This window comes from Corynebacterium sp. 1103A (assembly GCF_055700955.1).
Map to the genome: position 1 here is coordinate 1 of NZ_JASTTF010000008.1, position 19,022 is coordinate 19,022.

The 19,022-nt window shown below is 66.7% G+C and carries 22 protein-coding genes; 18 read left to right on the top strand and 4 right to left on the bottom strand.

All coding sequences use genetic code 11. From position 1 onward, the window contains the following. Positions 1-141 precede the first annotated feature (141 nt). Positions 142-771 (bottom strand): TetR/AcrR family transcriptional regulator, encoded by a 630-nt coding sequence (locus QQS52_RS06965; RefSeq protein ID WP_472773184.1) that lies wholly within the window; start codon positions 769-771, stop codon positions 142-144. Positions 772-897: 126 nt separating this feature from the next. Continuing rightward, positions 898-1,314, bottom strand: a complete 417-nt coding sequence (locus tag QQS52_RS06970; protein ID WP_472773185.1) for a cupin domain-containing protein — start codon at positions 1,312-1,314, stop codon at positions 898-900. A 41-nt stretch (positions 1,315-1,355) separates the two neighbouring features. Between QQS52_RS06970 and rimM the strand changes: the two genes are divergently transcribed. From rimM to QQS52_RS07035, 13 genes are all read left to right on the top strand, one after another. Continuing rightward, the gene (rimM, locus tag QQS52_RS06975) at positions 1,356-1,856 is read left to right on the top strand and encodes a ribosome maturation factor RimM (protein WP_472773186.1); all 501 of its coding nucleotides are present in this window, start codon (positions 1,356-1,358) and stop codon (positions 1,854-1,856) included. Continuing rightward, complete coding sequence (gene trmD, locus QQS52_RS06980; RefSeq protein ID WP_472773187.1) at positions 1,853-2,728, top strand: tRNA (guanosine(37)-N1)-methyltransferase TrmD; 876 nt, start codon at positions 1,853-1,855, stop codon at positions 2,726-2,728. The genes rimM and trmD overlap by 4 nt, the downstream gene beginning before the upstream one ends. 2 nt (positions 2,729-2,730) lie before the next feature. Beyond that, on the top strand, positions 2,731-3,099 hold the full coding sequence (locus tag QQS52_RS06985) for a hypothetical protein (RefSeq protein WP_472773188.1): 369 nt from the start codon (positions 2,731-2,733) through the stop codon (positions 3,097-3,099). Between the two features lie 28 nt (positions 3,100-3,127). Then, positions 3,128-5,458: a Tex family protein gene (locus QQS52_RS06990; RefSeq protein WP_472773189.1), complete on the top strand. Its 2,331-nt coding sequence runs from the start codon at positions 3,128-3,130 to the stop codon at positions 5,456-5,458. Between the two features lie 128 nt (positions 5,459-5,586). Further along, on the top strand, positions 5,587-5,931 hold the full coding sequence (gene rplS, locus QQS52_RS06995; RefSeq protein ID WP_472773190.1) for a 50S ribosomal protein L19: 345 nt from the start codon (positions 5,587-5,589) through the stop codon (positions 5,929-5,931). 227 nt (positions 5,932-6,158) lie between these two features. Further along, entirely contained in the window at positions 6,159-6,875 is a 717-nt protein-coding gene (gene lepB / locus QQS52_RS07000; protein WP_472773279.1) for a signal peptidase I, read from the top strand. 154 nt (positions 6,876-7,029) lie between these two features. Further along, entirely contained in the window at positions 7,030-7,704 is a 675-nt protein-coding gene (gene lepB / locus QQS52_RS07005; RefSeq protein WP_472773280.1) for a signal peptidase I, read from the top strand. Between the two features lie 6 nt (positions 7,705-7,710). After that, positions 7,711-8,352, top strand: coding sequence for a ribonuclease HII (locus QQS52_RS07010; protein ID WP_472773191.1), 642 nt, complete (start codon positions 7,711-7,713; stop codon positions 8,350-8,352). A gap of 69 nt (positions 8,353-8,421) precedes the next feature. Continuing rightward, the gene (locus tag QQS52_RS07015) at positions 8,422-8,727 is read left to right on the top strand and encodes a DUF2469 domain-containing protein (RefSeq protein WP_472773192.1); all 306 of its coding nucleotides are present in this window, start codon (positions 8,422-8,424) and stop codon (positions 8,725-8,727) included. A 209-nt stretch (positions 8,728-8,936) separates the two neighbouring features. Then, positions 8,937-9,305 (top strand): YraN family protein, encoded by a 369-nt coding sequence (locus QQS52_RS07020; RefSeq protein WP_472773193.1) that lies wholly within the window; start codon positions 8,937-8,939, stop codon positions 9,303-9,305. Beyond that, a complete protein-coding gene (locus QQS52_RS07025) occupies positions 9,292-10,842 on the top strand; it encodes a YifB family Mg chelatase-like AAA ATPase (protein WP_472773281.1) in 1,551 nt (516 codons plus the stop codon). Before QQS52_RS07020 ends, QQS52_RS07025 begins: the two co-directional genes overlap by 14 nt. 31 nt (positions 10,843-10,873) lie before the next feature. Continuing rightward, positions 10,874-12,070 carry a DNA-processing protein DprA gene (dprA, locus tag QQS52_RS07030; RefSeq protein WP_472773194.1) on the top strand — a complete coding sequence of 399 codons (1,197 nt, stop codon included), beginning with the start codon at positions 10,874-10,876 and terminating at the stop codon, positions 12,068-12,070. 56 nt (positions 12,071-12,126) lie between these two features. After that, entirely contained in the window at positions 12,127-13,023 is an 897-nt protein-coding gene (locus QQS52_RS07035; RefSeq protein ID WP_472773195.1) for a tyrosine recombinase XerC, read from the top strand. A 23-nt stretch (positions 13,024-13,046) separates the two neighbouring features. Here QQS52_RS07035 and QQS52_RS07040 read toward each other — a convergent pair whose 3' ends face one another. Continuing rightward, entirely contained in the window at positions 13,047-13,544 is a 498-nt protein-coding gene (locus QQS52_RS07040) for a M23 family metallopeptidase (protein WP_472773196.1), read from the bottom strand. 399 nt (positions 13,545-13,943) lie between these two features. Between QQS52_RS07040 and rpsB the strand changes: the two genes are divergently transcribed. The 5 genes from rpsB to QQS52_RS07065 all read left to right on the top strand — a co-directional run bounded on the left by rpsB (position 13,944) and on the right by QQS52_RS07065 (position 18,555). Beyond that, positions 13,944-14,822, top strand: coding sequence for a 30S ribosomal protein S2 (gene rpsB / locus QQS52_RS07045; protein WP_472773197.1), 879 nt, complete (start codon positions 13,944-13,946; stop codon positions 14,820-14,822). Positions 14,823-15,110: 288 nt separating this feature from the next. After that, on the top strand, positions 15,111-15,923 hold the full coding sequence (gene tsf, locus QQS52_RS07050; protein ID WP_472773198.1) for a translation elongation factor Ts: 813 nt from the start codon (positions 15,111-15,113) through the stop codon (positions 15,921-15,923). Positions 15,924-16,169: 246 nt separating this feature from the next. Next, the gene (pyrH, locus tag QQS52_RS07055) at positions 16,170-16,907 is read left to right on the top strand and encodes a UMP kinase (protein ID WP_472773199.1); all 738 of its coding nucleotides are present in this window, start codon (positions 16,170-16,172) and stop codon (positions 16,905-16,907) included. A gap of 74 nt (positions 16,908-16,981) precedes the next feature. Next, a complete protein-coding gene (frr, locus tag QQS52_RS07060; protein WP_296205010.1) occupies positions 16,982-17,539 on the top strand; it encodes a ribosome recycling factor in 558 nt (185 codons plus the stop codon). Positions 17,540-17,649: 110 nt separating this feature from the next. Next, positions 17,650-18,555, top strand: a complete 906-nt coding sequence (locus QQS52_RS07065; RefSeq protein WP_472773200.1) for a phosphatidate cytidylyltransferase — start codon at positions 17,650-17,652, stop codon at positions 18,553-18,555. Here QQS52_RS07065 and QQS52_RS07070 read toward each other — a convergent pair. Next, positions 18,552-18,959: a LapA family protein gene (locus QQS52_RS07070; RefSeq protein WP_472773201.1), complete on the bottom strand. Its 408-nt coding sequence runs from the start codon at positions 18,957-18,959 to the stop codon at positions 18,552-18,554. The two genes, QQS52_RS07065 and QQS52_RS07070, sit on opposite strands and share 4 nt — an antisense overlap. Positions 18,960-19,022 lie beyond the last annotated feature (63 nt).

Below are 19,022 nucleotides of genomic sequence, written 5' to 3' on the forward strand. Positions count from 1 at the left end.
TGGCGCCACCTGTCCAAAGGCCGAAAAATGGAGCAATGTGCCCAAGTAGGCGCAAAGCTGGTCTCAACATGCGGCGCGCCTGTGGATAAGTGCCGCGCCTGCGCGAACCTACTGAAGGTGGGGAACCGCCGGTAGTCTTGACTAATCCAGCAAGGAGTTATGCACCATCGCGAAGACGTGCTCGGCCAGGCGAAGTTGTGTGGACTCGTCCAGGGTCGACAGGTGGCTGTCCAGGCACAGGTGTGTGAAGCCGTGCAGGGTCGACCACGCGCTGATGGTGTTGAAGAGCAGTTGCTCCTGGGTTAGCGTGGTGCCGGATTCGGCGGCATATGCCATCATGGCTGCGCGGTAGGAGAGGATCGCCTTGGCGTGGGAGGGCGGGAGCTCGAACGTGGCTGCCAGATCGGCGGGGCTAAGCCCCTGCTCGCTGGTGAGCGTGGAGCTGAAGGTGACCGGGAAGGTGGTTTCCGCGACGGCGAGCATGCAGCGGAAGAAGTTGGGCTCCTCGCGGGAGAAGGTGAAGTAGGCCCAGGCGGCATCGTGAAGCGCTTGGCTGGCGGTCGAGGCGCCGGAGTTGAAGCCATCGAGAGCGCCTTGGACGCGCGCGACTAGCTCGCCGATGGCGGCCTTGGCGACGGCGTGCTGGAGCTCGACCTGGTTCTTGAAGTGGCGATATGCGGAGGTTGGGGAGACGTCGGCCTCGCGGGTGACCGCCCGGATGGTGACGGCGTTGGGGCCTCCGCGCTGGCCGTACTTGGTTGCAATCCGCAACAGTTCGTTGTACAGGTCACCGTGATGGTAAGGTTTCGATCGCTGTTCCACCCTCGCTACGGTAGCACTGAATATTTTCCAGGAACCGTCTCGCCTCGTGGGAAGTGGCGCGTGGGGTAAAAGTCTTTATTTATTTCCGGCGTTTTCGCCGGTGTGCATCATCAGCAGCATGACGGCAGGGGTATTACCTTTGTTTTTCTCCCCGGGGCAATCGACCCGGTGCGGTGCGTAGGCGGGGAGGTGGATCACAGTGCCGGGGGTAACATCCGCGGCCTGGCCGTCGCAGGTGAACGTGACCTCTCCGGCCAGGCACTGGACCGTGATGGGGTGGGCCGCCTTGTGGTCGGGGAGGCACTGCCCGGGCAGGAAGCTAAACAGGATGAGGTTGACGTCGTCGGCGGTGAGCACGCGGCGGACGCCGGGGCGGGGGCGGGAGGCATCGGTGGCAGGGGCGAGTTCGAGCAGGTCGAGGTGGGTGAGCGTGGTCTCGGCCGGGGTGGCCTCACCGAAGGTCTCGGGGCGGTTAATCGGTAGGTTGTCCATCGGTGTCCAGTCTAGCGGGCGCGGCAATTAGTATGGGGCGTATGGATTTGATGATTGGTCGCGTGGTGAAGTCGCATGGGGTAAAAGGTGAGGTCGCGGTGGACGTGACCACGGACGACCCGGACGTCCGCTTTGCGGTGGGCGAGGTTATCCACGGCACGCGGGGAAACAAGGAGCATGCGCTGACTATCGCGTCGGTGCGCCCGCACCAGTCGCGCCTTTTGGTGCGCTTCGAGGAGATTCCGGACCGCACCGCCGCAGACGCCCTGCGGGGCACCAAGTTCTTCGCGCCCCCGCTTGACGATGCCGACGACGACGGCTTCTACGAACACGAACTGTTGGGCCTGCGCGTTATCCACGACGGCGCGGACATCGGCGAGGTCACCGCCCTGCAGCCCGGGGTGGCACACTCGCTGCTGGAGTTTCGTGGTGCCGAGGGGTGCACCAGCCTTATCCCGTTCGTGGAGGAAATGGTGCCGGAGGTCGACCTGGAGGCCGGGACCGTGACGGTCACGCCGCCGGAGGGGCTGCTGGATCTATGAGGCTCGACGTCGTCACGATCTTCCCGGAGTATTTGGACCCGCTGCGCCACGCGCTGCTGGGCAAGGCCATTGAGCAGGACCTACTGCAGGTCGGCGTGCACGACCTGCGCCAGTGGGCCACGGACCGGCACAAGTCGGTGGATGATTCCCCGTTCGGCGGTGGGCCCGGTATGGTCATGAAGCCCACGGTCTGGGGTCCGGCACTTGACGATGTCGCCGCCGGCACCGGCCCGGCCGCCAACGCCGCGCGCCTGGAGTCTTCGCTACCGCACCTGAACCGGGCGCGCCACGATGAGCTGGAGGGCATCGAGGCGCGCTCCTACGCGGCCGACGGTGCCCCCGACGATAAGGACGGACGCCCGCTGCTCATCGTGCCGACGCCGGCGGGCGAGCCGTTCACGCAGGCGCACGCGCGGGAGTTTTCCCGCGAGGAGCACATCGTTTTTGCCTGCGGGCGCTACGAGGGCATCGACCAGCGCGTCATCGACGACGCGCAGCGCCGCTACCGGGTGCGGGAGGTCTCCATCGGGGACTACGTGCTCATCGGCGGCGAGGTCGCGGTGCTGGTGATCGCGGAGGCCGTGGTCCGGCTGGTGCCGGGCGTTCTGGGCAACCAGCGCTCGCACGAGGAGGACTCCTTCTCCGACGGGCTCCTGGAAGGACCCAGCTACACCAAGCCGCGCGTGTGGCGGGAGCTTCCGGTGCCGGAGGTGCTGGCCTCGGGTGACCACGCGAAGGTGGACCGCTGGCGCCGCGAGGAGTCGCTGCGCCGCACCCGGGCCCGCCGCCCGGAGCTGCTGGAGCAGGCCGAGCTCAGCGACGCCGACCGCGCCTTCCTGGAAGGCTTGGACGCGGAAGGGGAGGCGCGGTAGCCATGGAGGTTTCTACCGATCTGTCGGTCCTGGTGGGCGAGGAGGAGCTGCGAGCCTGCGTGCCCGCGATGCCCGCCGCCCTGGCCGAGCACAAGGTCATCGTGAGCGATATCGCGGTGGAGGTCGTCGACGCCGAGTGCGCGGCGGACAACGTCCTGGTCCGCGAGTACGTCTGGAAGCACGGCGAGAAGCCGGTGGGGCTGGTGGTGTGGCGGGTCATCGTCAACGCGGAGACTGCGCTGGCGCTGCCGAAGGTGACCCAGGCGGTTGCGGAGGCGCTGCCCGCCGGGGCGCTAAGCTACGGCACGAGCGAAATCGGGCACACCGAGTTTGGCCTGGGTACGACCCTGGCGTACTCGGCGTCCCGGTAGTTTAGATTCTTAGTAGAAGAGGTATTTTGTGAATATTGCAGCCACGATTGCTGCGGAATTGGACGTGCGCGTCGACCAGGTTGAGGTCGCGCTCAAGCTCATGGCGGAGGGCAACACCGTGCCTTTTATCGCCCGCTACCGTAAGGAAGCGACCGGCGGGCTGGACGATGCCCAGCTGCGCACCATCTTCGAGCGCGCGACCTACCTGCGCGAGTTGGAAGAGCGCAAGGAAACGGTGCTGGCGGCCATCGAGGAGCAGGACAAGCTGACCGATAAGCTGCGCGCCCAGATTCTCGCCTGCGAGTCGAAGGCCCGCCTGGAGGACCTGTACCTGCCGTACAAGAAGCGGCGGAAAACGAAGGCGGACATTGCCCGCGAGGCCGGCCTAGAGCCGCTGACCGACCAGCTTATCGAGAACCCGGCGGCGGACCCGGGCAAGCTGGCCGAGCATTTCGTGACCGAGGGCTTCGCCGAGCCGAGGAAGGCGCTGGAGGGCGCGCGGGCCATCCTGGTGGACCGCTTCGCCCTCGATGCCGATCTGGTCGGCCAGGTGCGCGAGAAGTTCTTCGACGAGGGCGCGCTGGGCGCCCAGGCCGTCGAGGGCAAGGAAGCCGAGGGCGCGAAGTTCAAGGACTATTTCGACTTCTCGGAGCCTTTCGACACCCTGCCCTCGCACCGCATCCTGGCGCTGCTGCGCGGCGAGTCCGAGGGCGTGTTGCACCTGAACCTGGATGCCGGCGAGGACGCGGCCTATGAGGGAATCATCGCGGACCGCTTCGATCTAGATACGTCGTCGGCCTGGCTGGCCAACGCGGTGCACTGGGGCTGGCGCACCAAGCTCTATGTCTCCTCCAGCTTGGACGTGCGCATGCGGCTGAAGGAGCGCGCCGAGGAAGGCGCGCTGCAGGTCTTCGCCACGAACCTGCGCGACGTGCTGCTAGCCGCCCCCGCGGGCCAGCGCGCCACCCTGGGCCTGGACCCGGGCTACCGCAACGGGGTCAAGTGCGCGGCTCTGGACGCGACCGGCAAGGTGCTAGATACCACCATCATCTACCCGCACCAGCCACAGAACCAGTGGTCGCAGGCGGTTAGGGAGCTGGCTACCTGGTGCGCGCAGCACTCGGTGGACCTGATGGCCATCGGCAACGGCACCGCCTCCCGAGAGACGGAGAAGCTGGCCAGCGAGGTGGCCGACCTGGTCGCCCAGGCCGGCGGGGCGCGCCCCACGCCCGTGGTGGTCTCCGAGTCGGGCGCGTCGGTCTATTCGGCTTCCCCGCTGGCGGCGGAGGAATTCCCGGACATGGACGTCTCCCTGCGCGGGGCGGTCTCGATTGCCCGCCGCCTCCAGGACCCGCTGGCCGAGCTGGTCAAGATTGACCCGAAGGCCATCGGCGTGGGCCAGTACCAGCACGACGTGAACCAGACCCAGCTGGCGCGCACCTTGGATGCCGTCGTCGAGGACGCCGTCAACGGGGTAGGGGTGGATCTGAACACCGCCTCGGCCCCGCTGCTGGAGCGCGTCGCCGGGATCAACTCCACCATCGCCGGCAACATCGTGGCCTACCGCAACGAGCATGGCAGCTTCGCCAGCCGCAAGGAGCTCAAGAAGGTCCCGCGGCTGGGGCCGAAGGCCTTTGAGCAGTCCGCCGGCTTCTTGCGCATTACCGGCGGCACCGACCCGCTGGACGCCTCCGCGGTGCACCCGGAGGCCTACCCCATCGTGGCGGCGATTGCGAAGTCGACGGGGCTTGGCATCGGCGAGCTGATTGGCAATAGCCGCGTGCTGAGCGCGCTGAACCCGCAGGACTTCGCCGACGAGACCTTTGGGGTGCCGACGGTGACCGATATCATCGCCGAGCTGGACAAGCCGGGCCGCGACCCCCGCCCGGAGTTCAAAACCGCCACCTTCCGCGAGGGTGTAAACAAGGTCTCCGACTTGAGCCCGGGCATGATCCTGGAGGGTACGGTGACCAACGTCGCCGCCTTCGGCGCCTTCGTGGACGTGGGGGTCCACCAGGACGGGCTGGTGCACGTGTCCGCGATGAGCCACAAATTCGTCTCCGACCCGCACGAGGTGGTCCGCTCCGGCGAGGTCGTCAAGGTCAAGGTCATGGACGTTGACGTGCAGCGCCAGCGCATCAGCTTGAGCCTGCGCCTGGACGACGAGCCCGGCGAGGACGGCAAGCCCGCCAAGCCGGGCGAGCCGGGCAAGCCTGGAAAGGAAGCCAAGGGCGGCCGGGGGCCGAGGGGTGGCGGCAAGAAGCCGAACAAACCGCGCGGCGGCAAGCGCGGCCAGTCCGCGGCCCCGCAGGGCGGTTCCATGGCCGACGCGCTGCGCAAGGCCGGCTTCGGGCGCTAAGAACCGCTGCCCGGGATTTGGCGCGGGCTTTGTGCTTGTGTCAAAATGGTTAACTGCTGTATGTAATAGGCACGAACCGGCGCACGGGCGCTAGGGTCCTCTGTCTTAAACTGAAAAGGATTTAAACAATGAGCAACATCATCGACAAGATCGATGCCGCGCAGATGCGCGACGACATCCCGGCCTTCCGCCCGGGCGACACCCTCGAGGTTGACGTCAAGGTCATCGAGGGCAGCACCGAGCGTACCCAGCTGTTCAAGGGCGTCTGCATCCGCCGCCAGGGCTCCGGCATCCGCGAGACCTTCACCGTCCGCAAGGTCTCCTTCGGTATTGGCGTGGAGCGTACCTTCCCGGTCCACTCCCCGAATATCGCTTCCATCAAGGTCTCCCGTCGCGGCCGCGTCCGTCGCGCCAAGCTGTACTACCTGCGCGACGTGCGCGGTAAGAAGGCCCGCATCAAGGAGCGCCGCTAGCCGCTGCCTGCGCCCCTACAGCTATGGGGTGCCGCTCACGCCGCTGGTTTCTCGGACCGCCAAGTCCGGGGCCAGCGGCGTTTTGTTTTGTCTGGACCATTTGGGATGCTCGCCGCGAGGTGCTCGCCGCCGCAGGCGCCATTGTTGATAGGATCTACTGCGTGAATTACGACAACACAGCATCAACCCCGACCCCGGATGAGCCCGAGCAGGCCCAGGCGCAACCGGTGGAGCAGGAAAAGAAGCAGCTCCCGTGGCTGGTGGAAACGGCTCTGATTGTCGTGGGCGTGCTGCTGGTTGTCGGCGTCGTGCAGACGTTTATCGGCCGCCAGTACGTCATCCCGTCGGCGTCCATGGAACCGACCCTACACGGCTGCGAGGGCTGCACCAACGACCGCATTTTCACCGAGAAGATCAGTTACTACGGCGACAAGAGCCCGGAGCCGGGCGACGTCATCGTCTTTGTGGGCACCGACTCTTGGAACACCAACTACCAGTCGCCGCGTTCGGACAACTCGGTCATCGCGGCGATCCAGGAGGCGCTGAGCTTCGTCTCCCTCGCTCCGCCGGACGAGAACACCCTGGTCAAGCGCGTTATCGCGACCGGCGGGCAGACGGTGTCCTGCCAGGCCGGCGACCCGGCGGTCATGGTGGACGGCAAGCCCATCGACCAAAGCTACGTGATGGACCCGCCGACCTACCCGGTCGATGAGAACTCCGGCTCCGAGGCCTGCGGCGGGCCGTACTTCGGCCCGGTGACCGTGCCGGAGGGCAATTACTTCATGATGGGCGATAACCGGACCAACTCGGCGGATTCGCGCTACCACCTCGATGACCCGTACCACGGCACCATCCCGGACGAGAACGTGCGCGGCAAGGTGGCCTTCGTCTTCTTCCCGTTCCAACGGCTCGGCGGCGTCGATGACCCGGGAATCCAGCAGTAACCAGACCGCGCGTTTAGCCCGGCGGGACTACCGGCGTGCGGGAGATCCCCGCCCGGACTCCCGTCGTGCCGGCGCCGCGGACGGAACCGGGTCAGACCAGCGGCCGGGGCGCGCGCCCCGCGACGGTGAGGACGGCGCCAGCTGGTGGCGCGGCATGGCCCTTTCCGTCGTGGCGACCGTCGTGCTGCTGAGCCTCATCCAGGCCTTCATCGGTCGGCTCTATGTGGTCCCGTCCGGCTCGATGGAGCCGACCTTCCACGGCTGCGCCGGTTGCGAGAACGACCGCATAGCGGTGGAGCGGGTCTCCTATTATTTCCAGGACCCGCAGCCCGGCGACGTCGTCGTTTTTGCGTCCACGCCCTCCTGGGACGGCGAGTTCACCATGGAGCGCTCCCACAACGTGCTGGTGCGCGGCCTGCAAAACCTGCTCTCCCTGGTAGGCTTGGTGCCCAACGCGGACAACATCCTGACCAAGCGCGTTATCGCCACCGGCGGGCAGACGGTGTCCTGCCAGGCCGGCGACCCGGCCGTGATGGTCGACGGCCGGCCCACGGATCAGTCCTTCGTGCTGACCCCACCGGTCAACGAGGTCAACCCGCTGACCGGCTCGGAGGCCTGCGGCGGGGACTACTTCGGACCGGTGACCGTGCCGGAGGAAAGCCTGTGGGTGATGGGGGACTCGCGGACGAACTCGCTCGACTCCCGCGCTCACCTGGGCGACAACCGGCAGGGGACCATCCCGGTCGACAACGTCCGCGGCAAGGTCCGTGCGGTGGTCCTGCCGCTGGGCCGCGGCGGCATCGTCAAGCACCCGGACATCCAGAGGTAGCCGGACGTGCGGGCGCTGAAACAGCTGCGGACCTACGAGGTCGCGCTATCCAAGGCGGGCCTGGGGCCGGTCGCGGGCGTGGATGAGGCCGGCCGCGGGGCGTGCTGCGGGCCTATCACCATCGCCGTGTGCGTGCTGCCGGACAAAATCATCCCGGAGCTTTCCACCCTGAGCGACTCCAAGAAGCTCACCCCGCGAACGCGCGAGCGGCTTTATCCCATCATCCAGGACTGCGCCTGGTCCTTTGCCATCGTGCACATCGGGCCCGCCGCCATCGATCACCGCGGCATCCAGCACGCCAACGTCTCCGGGATGCGGCGCGCCGTCGCGCGCCTAGACGTGCGGCCGGGCTACGTGCTTACCGATGCCTTGAAGGTGCCCGGCATGCCCTGCCCACAGCTGCCGATGACCGGCGGCGACGCGGCGGCTCGGTGCATTGCGGCCGCAAGCGTGCTGGCCAAGGTCTCCCGGGACCGGCTGATGGTGGAACTCGACGAGCGCTACCCGGGCTACGGCCTGGCCGGGCACAAGGGCTACGGGACGGCGGCGCACACGCGCGCCATCGAGGAGCTAGGCGTCAATCCGCAGCACCGCCTGAGTTACGCTAACGTCGCCGCCGCGCAGCGAAAATACCTGGGCGCGCCTTGACGTGTGCGGGCCGCGGGCAGAATATGCTGGGCGTTATTACCTGCCCACGCGCTAAGGAGGAAGACCAACGTGAGTGCCGAAGACCTGGACAACTACGAGGCTGAAGTCGAGCTGTCGCTCTACCGCGAATACCGCGACGTGGTCAGCCAGTTTTCCTACGTGGTCGAGACGGAACGACGCTTCTACCTGGCGAACGCGGTAGAGCTCATCCCGCACACCTCCGGCGCGGACGTCTACTACGAGGTGCGCATGTCGGACGCCTGGGTCTGGGACATGTACCGCGCGGCCCGCTTCGTGCGCTACGCCCGCGTTATCACCTACAAGGACGTCAACATTGAGGAGCTCGACAAGCCCGATTTCGTGCTGCCCGATTAAGGGCGCGCCACTATAGGCGCTGGCGGGGCAGTGCGCAACTTTAAAGGCGCGGAGCCTGTGGATAACTCGGGGTGCTAAGCAGTTATCCACAGATTTGGCGGTTGCGGGGAGGCCTGCCCTTGTGCGGGGGTTGACTGCGGCGGTGTGATGTGGGTGTGCCGTTCGGGCGCGCGCTTCAAGCCACAGAATTTTTTGGGGGGAATTTCTACATGCACACCGCCTATACACGTAACTATGCCTTAGCCCGCCGCGGGGAGGCCTACGCGGCGCAGTTCTACCGCCGCCGCGGCGGCCAAGTCCTGGCCCACAACGTCCGCTACGCGGTCGGGGAGATTGACCTTATCGTGCTGGCGGGCGAAACCGTCATCTTTGTCGAGGTCAAAACTCGCAGCCGGCGCGACTTCGGCGTCGCTGAGGCCGTGAGCCCGCGCAAGCTGGCGCGCCTGCGCAAGGCGGCGCGGCTTTGGTTAAAGGACAAGCCTTTCGCGCAGGTGCGCTTCGACGTCGTGGCGCTGGTGACCTGCGGCGAAGGTTTCGAGCTTGAGCACTACCTGGGGGTCGATGATGGCGCTCGGTAAATGCTATACGACCGCCCTCGACGGGGTCCTGGCCAACGTGGTCACCGTCGAGGCCAATATCGGGGCCGGCCTGCCCGGCACCCACGTGGTGGGCCTGGCGGATACCGCCATCACGGAATCCCGGGAACGCATGCGTACCGCGGTGACCAATTCGCAGCTGCGCTGGCCCAAGACGAAGATCATCATCTCCATGTCGCCGGCGTCCATGCCTAAGTCCGGCTCCCACTTCGACCTGCCCATGGCGCTGGCCATCCTGGTCGCGGCGATGGGGCCGGAGGCGGACCTGGAAACGGGCATCGACGGCGCGAGCCCCGCGGGGCGCCTTGCCAGCTGCCTGGTGCTGGGGGAGCTCGGCCTGGACGGGACCGTGCGCGGGGTGCCCGGGGTCATCCCGGCGCTGCTGTCGGCGCGCAAGCACGGCTACTGCACGGTGCTCATCCCGCCGGACAACGCCGCGGAGGCCGCCTTGATTTCCGACATGAACGTGCTGGTGACGCCGACGCTCGAGCGGGCGCTGGCGTGGGTCTGCGGGGCGACCCCGCTGGAATCCGCCGCCGCGGCAGCCGGGCCGGGCGCGCACCCGCGGGCGCCGCGCACGCCGCTGGACTTCCGGGACGTTGCCGGACAGGCGCCGGCGAAGAAGGCCGCGGAGATCGCGGCGGCCGGCGGCCACCACCTGATGATGGTGGGCCCGCCCGGCTCCGGCAAGTCCATGATCGCCGCCCGCCTGCCCAGCATTCTGCCGCCGCTGAGCATCGACGAATCTGTCGAGACCACCGCCGTCCACTCGCTGGCGGGATCGGCCGGGACGGTCATCGGGCACGCGCCGTTTATCGCCCCGCACTCCTCGGTGACGCGGGCGGGCCTGTTAGGCGGCGGAGCGCGCGTGCGGCCCGGCGCGGTCAGCCTGGCCCACAACGGGGTGTTGTTCCTCGACGAGGTCTCCGAAATCCCCGCCGCCTTCCTGGACGGGCTGCGCGCGCCGCTGGAGGAGGGCATCGTGCGCGTGTCCCGGGCGCGCCGGGAGGTCAGCTTCCCCGCGCGCTTCCAGCTGATCATGGCCGCCAACCCGTGCCGATGCGGGGCCGATCAGGCCTCCCGCTGCAGGTGCCGCTCCGCCGACCGGCAGAACTACCTGCGCAACATCTCCGGCCCGCTGCGCGACCGCCTGGACATCATCCTGAGTCTGAACGCCCAGGGCGCGGTCATCGGCAGCGCGGAGGAGGAGCCCTCCGCCGTCATCGCCGAGCGGGTGGCCGCGGCCCGGGAGCGTTCTGCCGCCCGGTGGCGGCAGGCCGGGCTGGATGCCCGCACCAACGCGGCGGTGCCGACGTTTTGGATGCGCCGGGAATACCCGGCGACGGAGGACGCGATGGAAACGCTCAAGGCCCTGCTGCTGATGGGAGATATCACGCAGCGAGGCATCGATAGGGCGCTGAAGGTGGCCTGGACGCTCGCGGACCTGGCAGGGCTCAAGCAACCGGACCTGGATCTGGTCTCGCAGGCGCTGGAGCTACGGCAGGACTCGACGCTTTAGATGAGACAACCACAGGAGGAGGAATACTTTTATGTCCGATTTTCACTTGCGTAACGAGCTCGACGCCTGGGTCTACCTGAACCGGGTCGTGGAGGGCCCGTCGCGGCACCTGGCCGCGCTCCTGGGAGAGTACCCGGTCGACGAGGTCGCCTACGGCGTCTACCACGCCCGGGATTGGGTAGGCCCGCTTCTGCACCAGACCGCCAGCCGGCGTGACTGGCTGCGCCAGGACGAGGACTTGGCGGCCGCCCGTAGCGTCGGCGCCCGGCTGATTACACCCGCGGACCCGGAATGGCCCCGCGAGGAATTCGAGAGCGCCTTCGGCTTCTTCGCCCAGGCGGCGGGGGAGGCTCCGGTCAGCTTCGACGCGGAGGCCGTCGCCCCGCATTCGCTGTGGGTGCGCGGCGGTAACCTGCAGCAGGCCGTGCGGGAGTCCGTGGCCGTAGTCGGCACCCGGGCGATGAGCCGCTATGGCTACGAGGTGACGCAGCTGCTTGCCCGGGACCTGTGCCAGCACCACGTCACGGTGGTCTCCGGCGGGGCGCTCGGGATTGATACCACCGCCCACCAGCAGGCACTCGATAGCGGCGGGTGCACAGTGGCGGTGGCCGCGTGCGGCGTCGATTACCCGTACCCAGCGCGAAACGAGCCGCTGTTTAACGCCATCACCGCCCGCGGCGTCATGATCAGCGAGTATCCGCCGGGCACCACGCCGCAGCGCCACCGCTTCCTCACGCGCAACCGGCTGGTCGCCGCGCTAACGGCCGGGACCGTGGTAGTGGAGGCGTCGTTTCGCTCCGGGGCGCTGAACACCGCCAACTGGGCGGAGGCGCTCGGCAAGGTGGTCATGGCCGTGCCGGGGCCGATTACCGGCCGCGGGTCGGTGGGCTGCCACCTGCGCATCCAGGACCAGCGGGCTCAGCTGGTGGCAAACGGGGAGCAGATTAGGGAGCTCATCAGCCCGGTTGGGCAGGTGGACGCCGGCGAGCAGTTTGAGCTGGACTTCGCCGCCAGCCCCACCCAGCGCCTGTCGCGCAACGAGCTGCGCGTTTTTGACGCCGTCCCACCCAGCGACCGCGCCGAGGGAGCGCGCGCCCAGGACATCGCCCGCGATGCCGGGATGCGGCTGCCGCTGGCCATCCACCTGCTAGTCGTGCTGGAAAAGCAGCAGCTGGTGCGCCGCCAGGGCAACCTGTGGATCCGCGACAGCCTGCACGACGGGCACTAGGAGCCAGGGGCGGAGGTCCCCGCGAAGTCCCACACCCGCGGACTAGACTGTGGGGCATGACTACCACGCCCCGCCCCGCCGGCCAGCTGGCCGAGGCGATCGAGGACTTCGCCGAACACCAGCGGCTGGTAGAGGGCAAGTCCACGGCGACCGTGCGCGGTTACCGCTCCGACCTGCTCGATTTGTCCCGGACCGTGGGCACCTTCGCGGAGTTTCGCCTCAACGCGTTGCGCGCGTGGTTGGCGGAGGCGGTCAGCCAGGGCAAGGCCCGATCCACCCTGGCACGCCGGACCGCGGCGGTGCGCGCCTTTTCCACGTGGGCGCAGCGCCAGGGTTACCTGGACGCCGACGTGGCCGCGCGGTTGGTCAGCCCCAAGGTGGACAAGCACCTGCCGACCGTGCTGGGCACCACCCAGGCCGGCGAGCTGGTTGGTAACGCGGTCTCCCACAACGAGGAGGAATTCGCCCGCGACAGCGCCATCCTGGAGCTGTTGTATGCCACCGGAATGCGTGTCGCGGAGCTGGCCGGGCTGGACTGCGGCGACGTCGAGCTTGACCGGCGCACCGCCCGGGTCACGGGTAAGGGCAACAAGCAGCGGGTGGTGCCCTTCGGGCACGCGGCCGCCGATGCCCTAGCGCACTGGCTCGACGATGCCCGCCCCCGCATGGCCGCCGTCGAGGACGCGCTGTTCGTCGGCATGCGGGGCAAGCGGATTGATGTGCGGCAGGTCAGGCGCATCGTCGAGCGCGCCGGGACCGTGACCGGCACGCCGGACCTGTCCCCGCACGGTCTGCGGCACTCCGCGGCGACGCATTTGCTCGAAGGCGGGGCGGACCTGCGCGTGGTCCAGGAACTTTTAGGACACTCTTCGCTGCAGACCACGCAGGTCTACACCCACGTCTCCGCGCAGCGCCTGCAGGAGGTCTACCGGCAGGCGCACCCGCGGGCGTAGGGGGGCTGAGAAGGGCAAGCGCCCTAGAGTGGCTTGAGGCGGATGACCGGTTGACCTAACAGGCTGAGCGGATCGAGGTAGTCTTCCGAGCCGCGCCTGGCGCCCCAGTGCAGGCCGGGCTTGCCGTCGTGCGGGTGGCCCAGGGTGCCGATGACCTGGCCGGCGGTGACGGCCTCGCCGCGGCGGACCCGGGCGTGGACGGGTTCGTAGGTGGTGCGGATGCCGTCCGCGTGGTCGATGGAGACCACCGGTTTGCCGGCGACCACCCCGGCGAAGGCGACGCGGCCATCGTCGGAGGCGCGGACCGGGGAGCCGACCGCAAGTGCCAGGTCCACGCCGCGGTGGCCGGCGAGCCAGCGCTGGGCCGGCGGGTCGAAGCCGCGCAGCACCTGACCCGGGCTCGGGGAGCCGGAGACGGGGTCGACGTAGGCCAGGGCGGCTGGGGGTGCTAGCAGAAACAGGAAAAAGGTGGTCGAACAGCAGGCGGACAGGATACGGGGAACAATTCGTTGAATAGTCATGCCTTCACTGTGAGCCGGATGCCGCCGGTGGGGAAGAGGCAACCGCGCGGTCTGTGGATAACTCGCCGAAAATCGGCCGATTTGGTTGACCTGTCAACACGGGGTTATCCACAGGCGCGCTAATGTTTTGGCGCGGCCAGGATTTCGGGCTATTATGGAGCGCAGCAGTATGTCTTGCGTGCGTGCCAGAGCTTTATCATCTTTTACGCGCGCGGGCGTGCTGACTACGCGCGGCGAAGCCGCTGCCTCCTGCTAGAAGGTGCGCAGCAGTCGCGGCCAACGCGGTCCCCGCGGTTAAAGCGGGGTGTTGGCCACGGCCTTCGTAGCCAGGGTGCGGGACAAAAACCCGCACGAATCATTTGTCCAAAACCAAAACCGAACTAGGAAAGCGAGCGAAACATGGCAGTCGTAACCATGCGCGAGCTCCTCGACGCTGGTGTGCACTTTGGCCACCAGACCCGTCGCTGGAATCCGAAAATGCGCCGTCACATCTTCACCGACCGTAACGGCATCTACATCATTGACCTGCAGCAGACCCTGACCTACATCGATGAGGCCTTCGAGTTCGTCAAGGAGACCGTCGCACACGGCGGCACCATCCTTTTCGTGGGCACCAAGAAGCAGGCCCAGGAAGCCGTCGCCGAAGAGGCCGAGCGCGTTGGTATGCCGTACGTCAATCACCGCTGGCTGGGCGGCATGCTCACCAACTTCCAGACCGTTGCTAAGCGTCTGAAGCGCATGAAGGAACTCCAGGCCATGGACGCGGCCGAGGACGGCTACAAGGGCCGCACCAAGAAGGAAGTCCTGATGCTCAATCGCGAGCGCACCAAGCTGGAGCGCGTCCTGGGCGGCATCTCCGACATGACCAAGGCTCCGTCCGCGCTGTGGATCGTGGACACCAACAAGGAGCACATCGCGGTTAAGGAAGCTCACAAGCTCAACATCCCGGTGGTTGCCATCCTGGATACCAACTGCGACCCGGACGACGTTGACTACCCGATCCCGGGCAACGACGACGCCATCCGCTCCACCAAGCTGCTGACCGGCATCGTCGCCACCGCAGTCGAGGAGGGCCGCAAGGCTCGCGAAGAGCGCCAGCTGGCCGCCGCTAAGGAAGCCGCCGGTGACTCCGCCTCCAAGGAGCAGCGCGACGCCGCTGAGGCCGCCGCCGCTTCCGACCCGGCTTCCGCTACCGAGGCCGAGCAGTCCGCGGACGACGCGCTCAAGGTTGAGGGCCAGGTCCAGAAGCCGGAAGGCCAGCAGCCGGCCGGCAACTAAGCCTTAATTGAGGCTTGAATAACAGTTACCCCCGCGCCCGTCGAAGACGGTGGGCCCGGGGGTTTGCTGTAGCGTATGCTGGTGGACGCTTACCTTGGCTAAACACCACCCGCCGCGGGCGCGGTGAGTGCCGAGGCAAGCGGCATGAGCACTGACGCTTTAGGACAAGCGGGCCTCAGCCCGGTTTGGGGAGTGTGAAAAGGCCACCCTACGCCGGCGGCACCTGAGCTAATCGGCTACGCTTGTGCATCGAACATCGTTTTTTACACAAGGAGGATCGCCCGAATTATGGCGAACTACACTGCTGCAGACGTCAAGGCACTGCGCGAGGCAACCGGTTCCGGCATGCTCGACTGCAAGAAGGCACTCGAGGAAGCTGGCGGCGACTACGACAAGGCCGTCGAGCTGCTGCGCATCAAGGGCGCTAAGTCCGTCTCCAAGCGCGCAGACCGCGAAGCTACCGAGGGCCTGGTGGCCGTGTCCGGCAACACCATGGTCGAGATTAACTGCGAGACCGACTTCGTGGCGAAGAACGAGGACTTCAAGGCTTTCGCCGCTAAGATCGCTGAGGCCGCCGCTGCCGCTAAGGCCAACTCCACCGAGGAGCTCAACGCCGTGGAGATCGACGGCAAGGCCGTCTCGACCCTGATCGACGAAGAGTCCGCCAAGATCGGTGAGAAGCTGCAGGCTCGTCGCGCCGTGACCATCGAGGGCGACAACGTCGCTACCTACCTGCACCAGCGTTCCGCCGACCTGCCGCCGGCAGTGGGCGTGCTGGTTGCTTACGAGGGCAACGCCGAGGGCGCCCACGCCGTCGCTCTGCAGATCGCCGCGATGAACGCTGAGTACCTGACCCGCGAGGACGTCCCGTCCGAGATCGTGGAGAAGGAGCGCGAGATCGCCGAGGCCACCACCCGCGAGGAGGGCAAGCCGGAGGCTGCCCTGCCGAAGATCGTGGAAGGCCGCCTGAACGGCTTCTTCAAGTCCGTCGTCCTGCTGGAGCAGGCTTCGGTCTCCGACAGCAAGAAGACCGTCAAGCAGGTAGCTGAGGAGGCTGGCACCACCGTCACCGGGTTCGTCCGCTACGAGGTGGGCGCCTAAATATAGGCCACAGCCCCAGCGCACATATGCGCGCGGGCTTTACCCCAGGAAGCTTGCCTCCCAGCCGGGAGGCAAGCTTCCTGGGGTTTGTTGCGTTAGGGGGTGCCACGCGCCGGCAAGGGGGAAGCGCGGGCGGGGCATGGGGAAGCAGGCGGCTGGAGTGGGTAGAATGAATGCGACTCGCGTTTGGACTAAATGTCGAAACGAAAGACACCTTGTTCTACGTTCCATGACAAAGGAGACGACATGCCTGTAACCACCCCAGAAAGCGCACACAGGACCGGCTACAAGCGAGTAATGCTCAAGCTCGGCGGCGAGATGTTCGGCGGCGGCAAGGTGGGCATCGACCCGGACGTGGTCGAAAACGTAGCCCGGCAGATCGCTGAGGTGGCGAACAACGGCACCGAGATCGCCGTCGTCATTGGCGGCGGCAACTTCTTCCGCGGCGCCGAGCTGTCCCAGCGCGGCATGGACCGCGCCCGCTCCGACTACATGGGTATGCTCGGCACGGTGATGAACTCGCTGGCCCTACAGGACTTCCTGAAGCAGTTGGGTGTCGACTGCCGCGTGCAGACCTCCATCAACATGGCGCAGATCGCGGAGCCCTACCTGCCGCTGCGCGCCGAGCGCCACCTGGAAAAGGGGCGCGTGGTCATCTTCGGCGCCGGCATGGGCATGCCGTACTTCTCCACGGACACCACCGCCGCGCAGCGCGCGCTGGAAATCGGCGCGGAGGTCCTCTTCCTTGCCAAGGGTGTCGACGGCGTCTACTCCGACGACCCGCGCACCAACGCTAACGCCGAGCTCTACACGGAAATCACCCCGAAGGAGGTCATCGAGAAGGGGCTCAAGGTCGCGGACGCTACCGCCTTCAGCCTGTGCATGGACAACAGCATGCCGATCTTGGTCTTCAACCTGCTGCAGGAGGGCAATATCGCCCGCGCCGTGGCGGGCGAGCAGATCGGCACCCTGGTGCAGTCCTAATAGCAAAAGAAGCGTCAAACCTGCTAGGGTTTTCCCCAGCTAGTTTCGATATTTCAAGGGAGAAACGTTAAGTCATGATCGACGATATTCAACTCAGCGCGGAAGAGCACATGGCCGCTTCGGTGGAGCACACCCGCGAGCAGCTGGTGACCATCCGCACCGGCCGCGCTAACCCCGCTATGTTCAACGGCTTGGTGGCAGAGTACTACGGCGCCCCGACGCCTATCACCCAGATGGCTACCGTGTCGGTCCCGGAGCCGCGCATGCTGCTCATCAAGCCCTACGAGCAGTCCATGATCGGCGAGATCGAGAACGCCATCCGCAACTCCGACCTGGGCGTTAACCCCACCAACGACGGCCACGTGTTGCGCGTTACCGTGCCGCAGCTGACCGAGGAGCGCCGTAAGGACATGGTCAAGCTAGCTAAGTCCAAGGGCGAGGACGGAAAGATCGCCATCCGCAACATCCGCCGCAAGGCCATGGAGTCGCTGAAGAAGCTGCAGAAAGACGGCGACGCCGGCGAGGACGAAGTCGTGGCCGCCGAAAAGGAGATGGAGAAAACCACCTCCGGCTACATCGAGCAGGTCGACAAGCTGGTCGAGAACAAGGAAAACGAGCTGATGGAGGTCTAGCCTCCCCGTCAGCGATCTGAGTAGGGTGCCGCTGCGTCACGCGAATAGCCTGCCGCGGGGGCCAAGTTTTATTGCCCTTCGATACTTCTTTGCCAAATGAAGGAATGATAGTGACCAATCCCGCTTCGCCCGACCCCGCGCCCGCTGAGGCGGCGCCCGCTCGGCGCCACCTGCCGAAGCCGAAGAACGGCGCGGGACGCAACCTCTCGGCCGCTACCGGGGTAGGGGTCGCCCTCGGGACGTTGGTCATTTTCGCGGTCTGGGCCGGCCCGCTGGCCTGGTACCTGGTGGTCTCCGTCGCCGTCGGCGTGGCCATGTGGGAGGTGCTCACCCGCCTGCGGGAGCATTCCTACCACCTGCCGCGCACGCTGATGATTATCGGCGGCCAGGCCATGGTCTGGATTTCCTGGCCGGCGGAAGCCGGCGGCTTGGTGGCGGTCTACGTCACGGCCGTGCTGGCGCTGATGTTCGGGCGCCTGTTCCACAACGGCCGGCATCGCCCGCCCATCCACTACATGCGGGACATGTCGGTCGGCATCTTCGTGCTGACCTGGATCCCCCTCTTCGGCACTTTTGCCGCCATGCTCTCGCGGGTGGAAACCCCGCTGGCCAGCGGCTCGGCCTCCATCCTGACGTTTATGCTGTGCGTGGTGGCCTCGGACACCGGCGGCTATGTCGCGGGCGTGATGTTCGGCTCGCATCCGGTGGCCCCGGCGGTGAGCCCCAAGAAGTCCTGGGAAGGCTTCGCCGGCTCGATTCTCTTCGGCACCGTGGCCGGCGCCCTGAGCGTGAAGTTCCTGCTCCACACCGACGCCTGGATTGGCGCGCTGATGGGCGTGGGCCTGGTCTTCTGCGCTACCCTGGGCGACCTGGTGGAGTCCCAGTTCAAGCGCGAACTGGGTATCAAGGACATGTCCGCCATTCTGCCCGGCCACGGGGGCCTGATGGACCGGCTCGACGGCATGCTGCCGTCGGCCATGGTCACCTGGGTGGCAATGTCCTACCTGGCGACTTAACGCCCGGCGCGCTTGACCTGGCGGCGCAGCTCGAACATGCGCCAGCCGCCGACGCACGCCATAATCAGCGCGCCGGCAATAGCAAACAACAAGAAGGCGATCCCGGCGGGGAAGTCGCCGCTCCAGCCGAGGAAGTTGACCGGCACGGACTGCTGGTTCTGCATGATGAAGACGATCAGCAGGATAAGCAGCAGGAAGCCGATGATGAGAGCGACCCAGGTAGAAGCGGCGAAGGATCCGGAGACCTTGCCCTTGCCCTGCGGTTTCTCGTCGGTGGCGGGGGCGGTCTCTAGGGCACCGGAATCTGCGCCCGCGCCGGTGGTGGCGGGGGCCTTAGAGTTCGTCGCGCCGGCGCCCGCGTAGGCGTCGGTGTAATCCGGTTCTGCGTTTTGGGAATGTGTCATATAAATATTTAAACGTGTCGCGGGTTGGTTGCGCCACTTCTGGGCCGCGCGGACGCTTTTAGA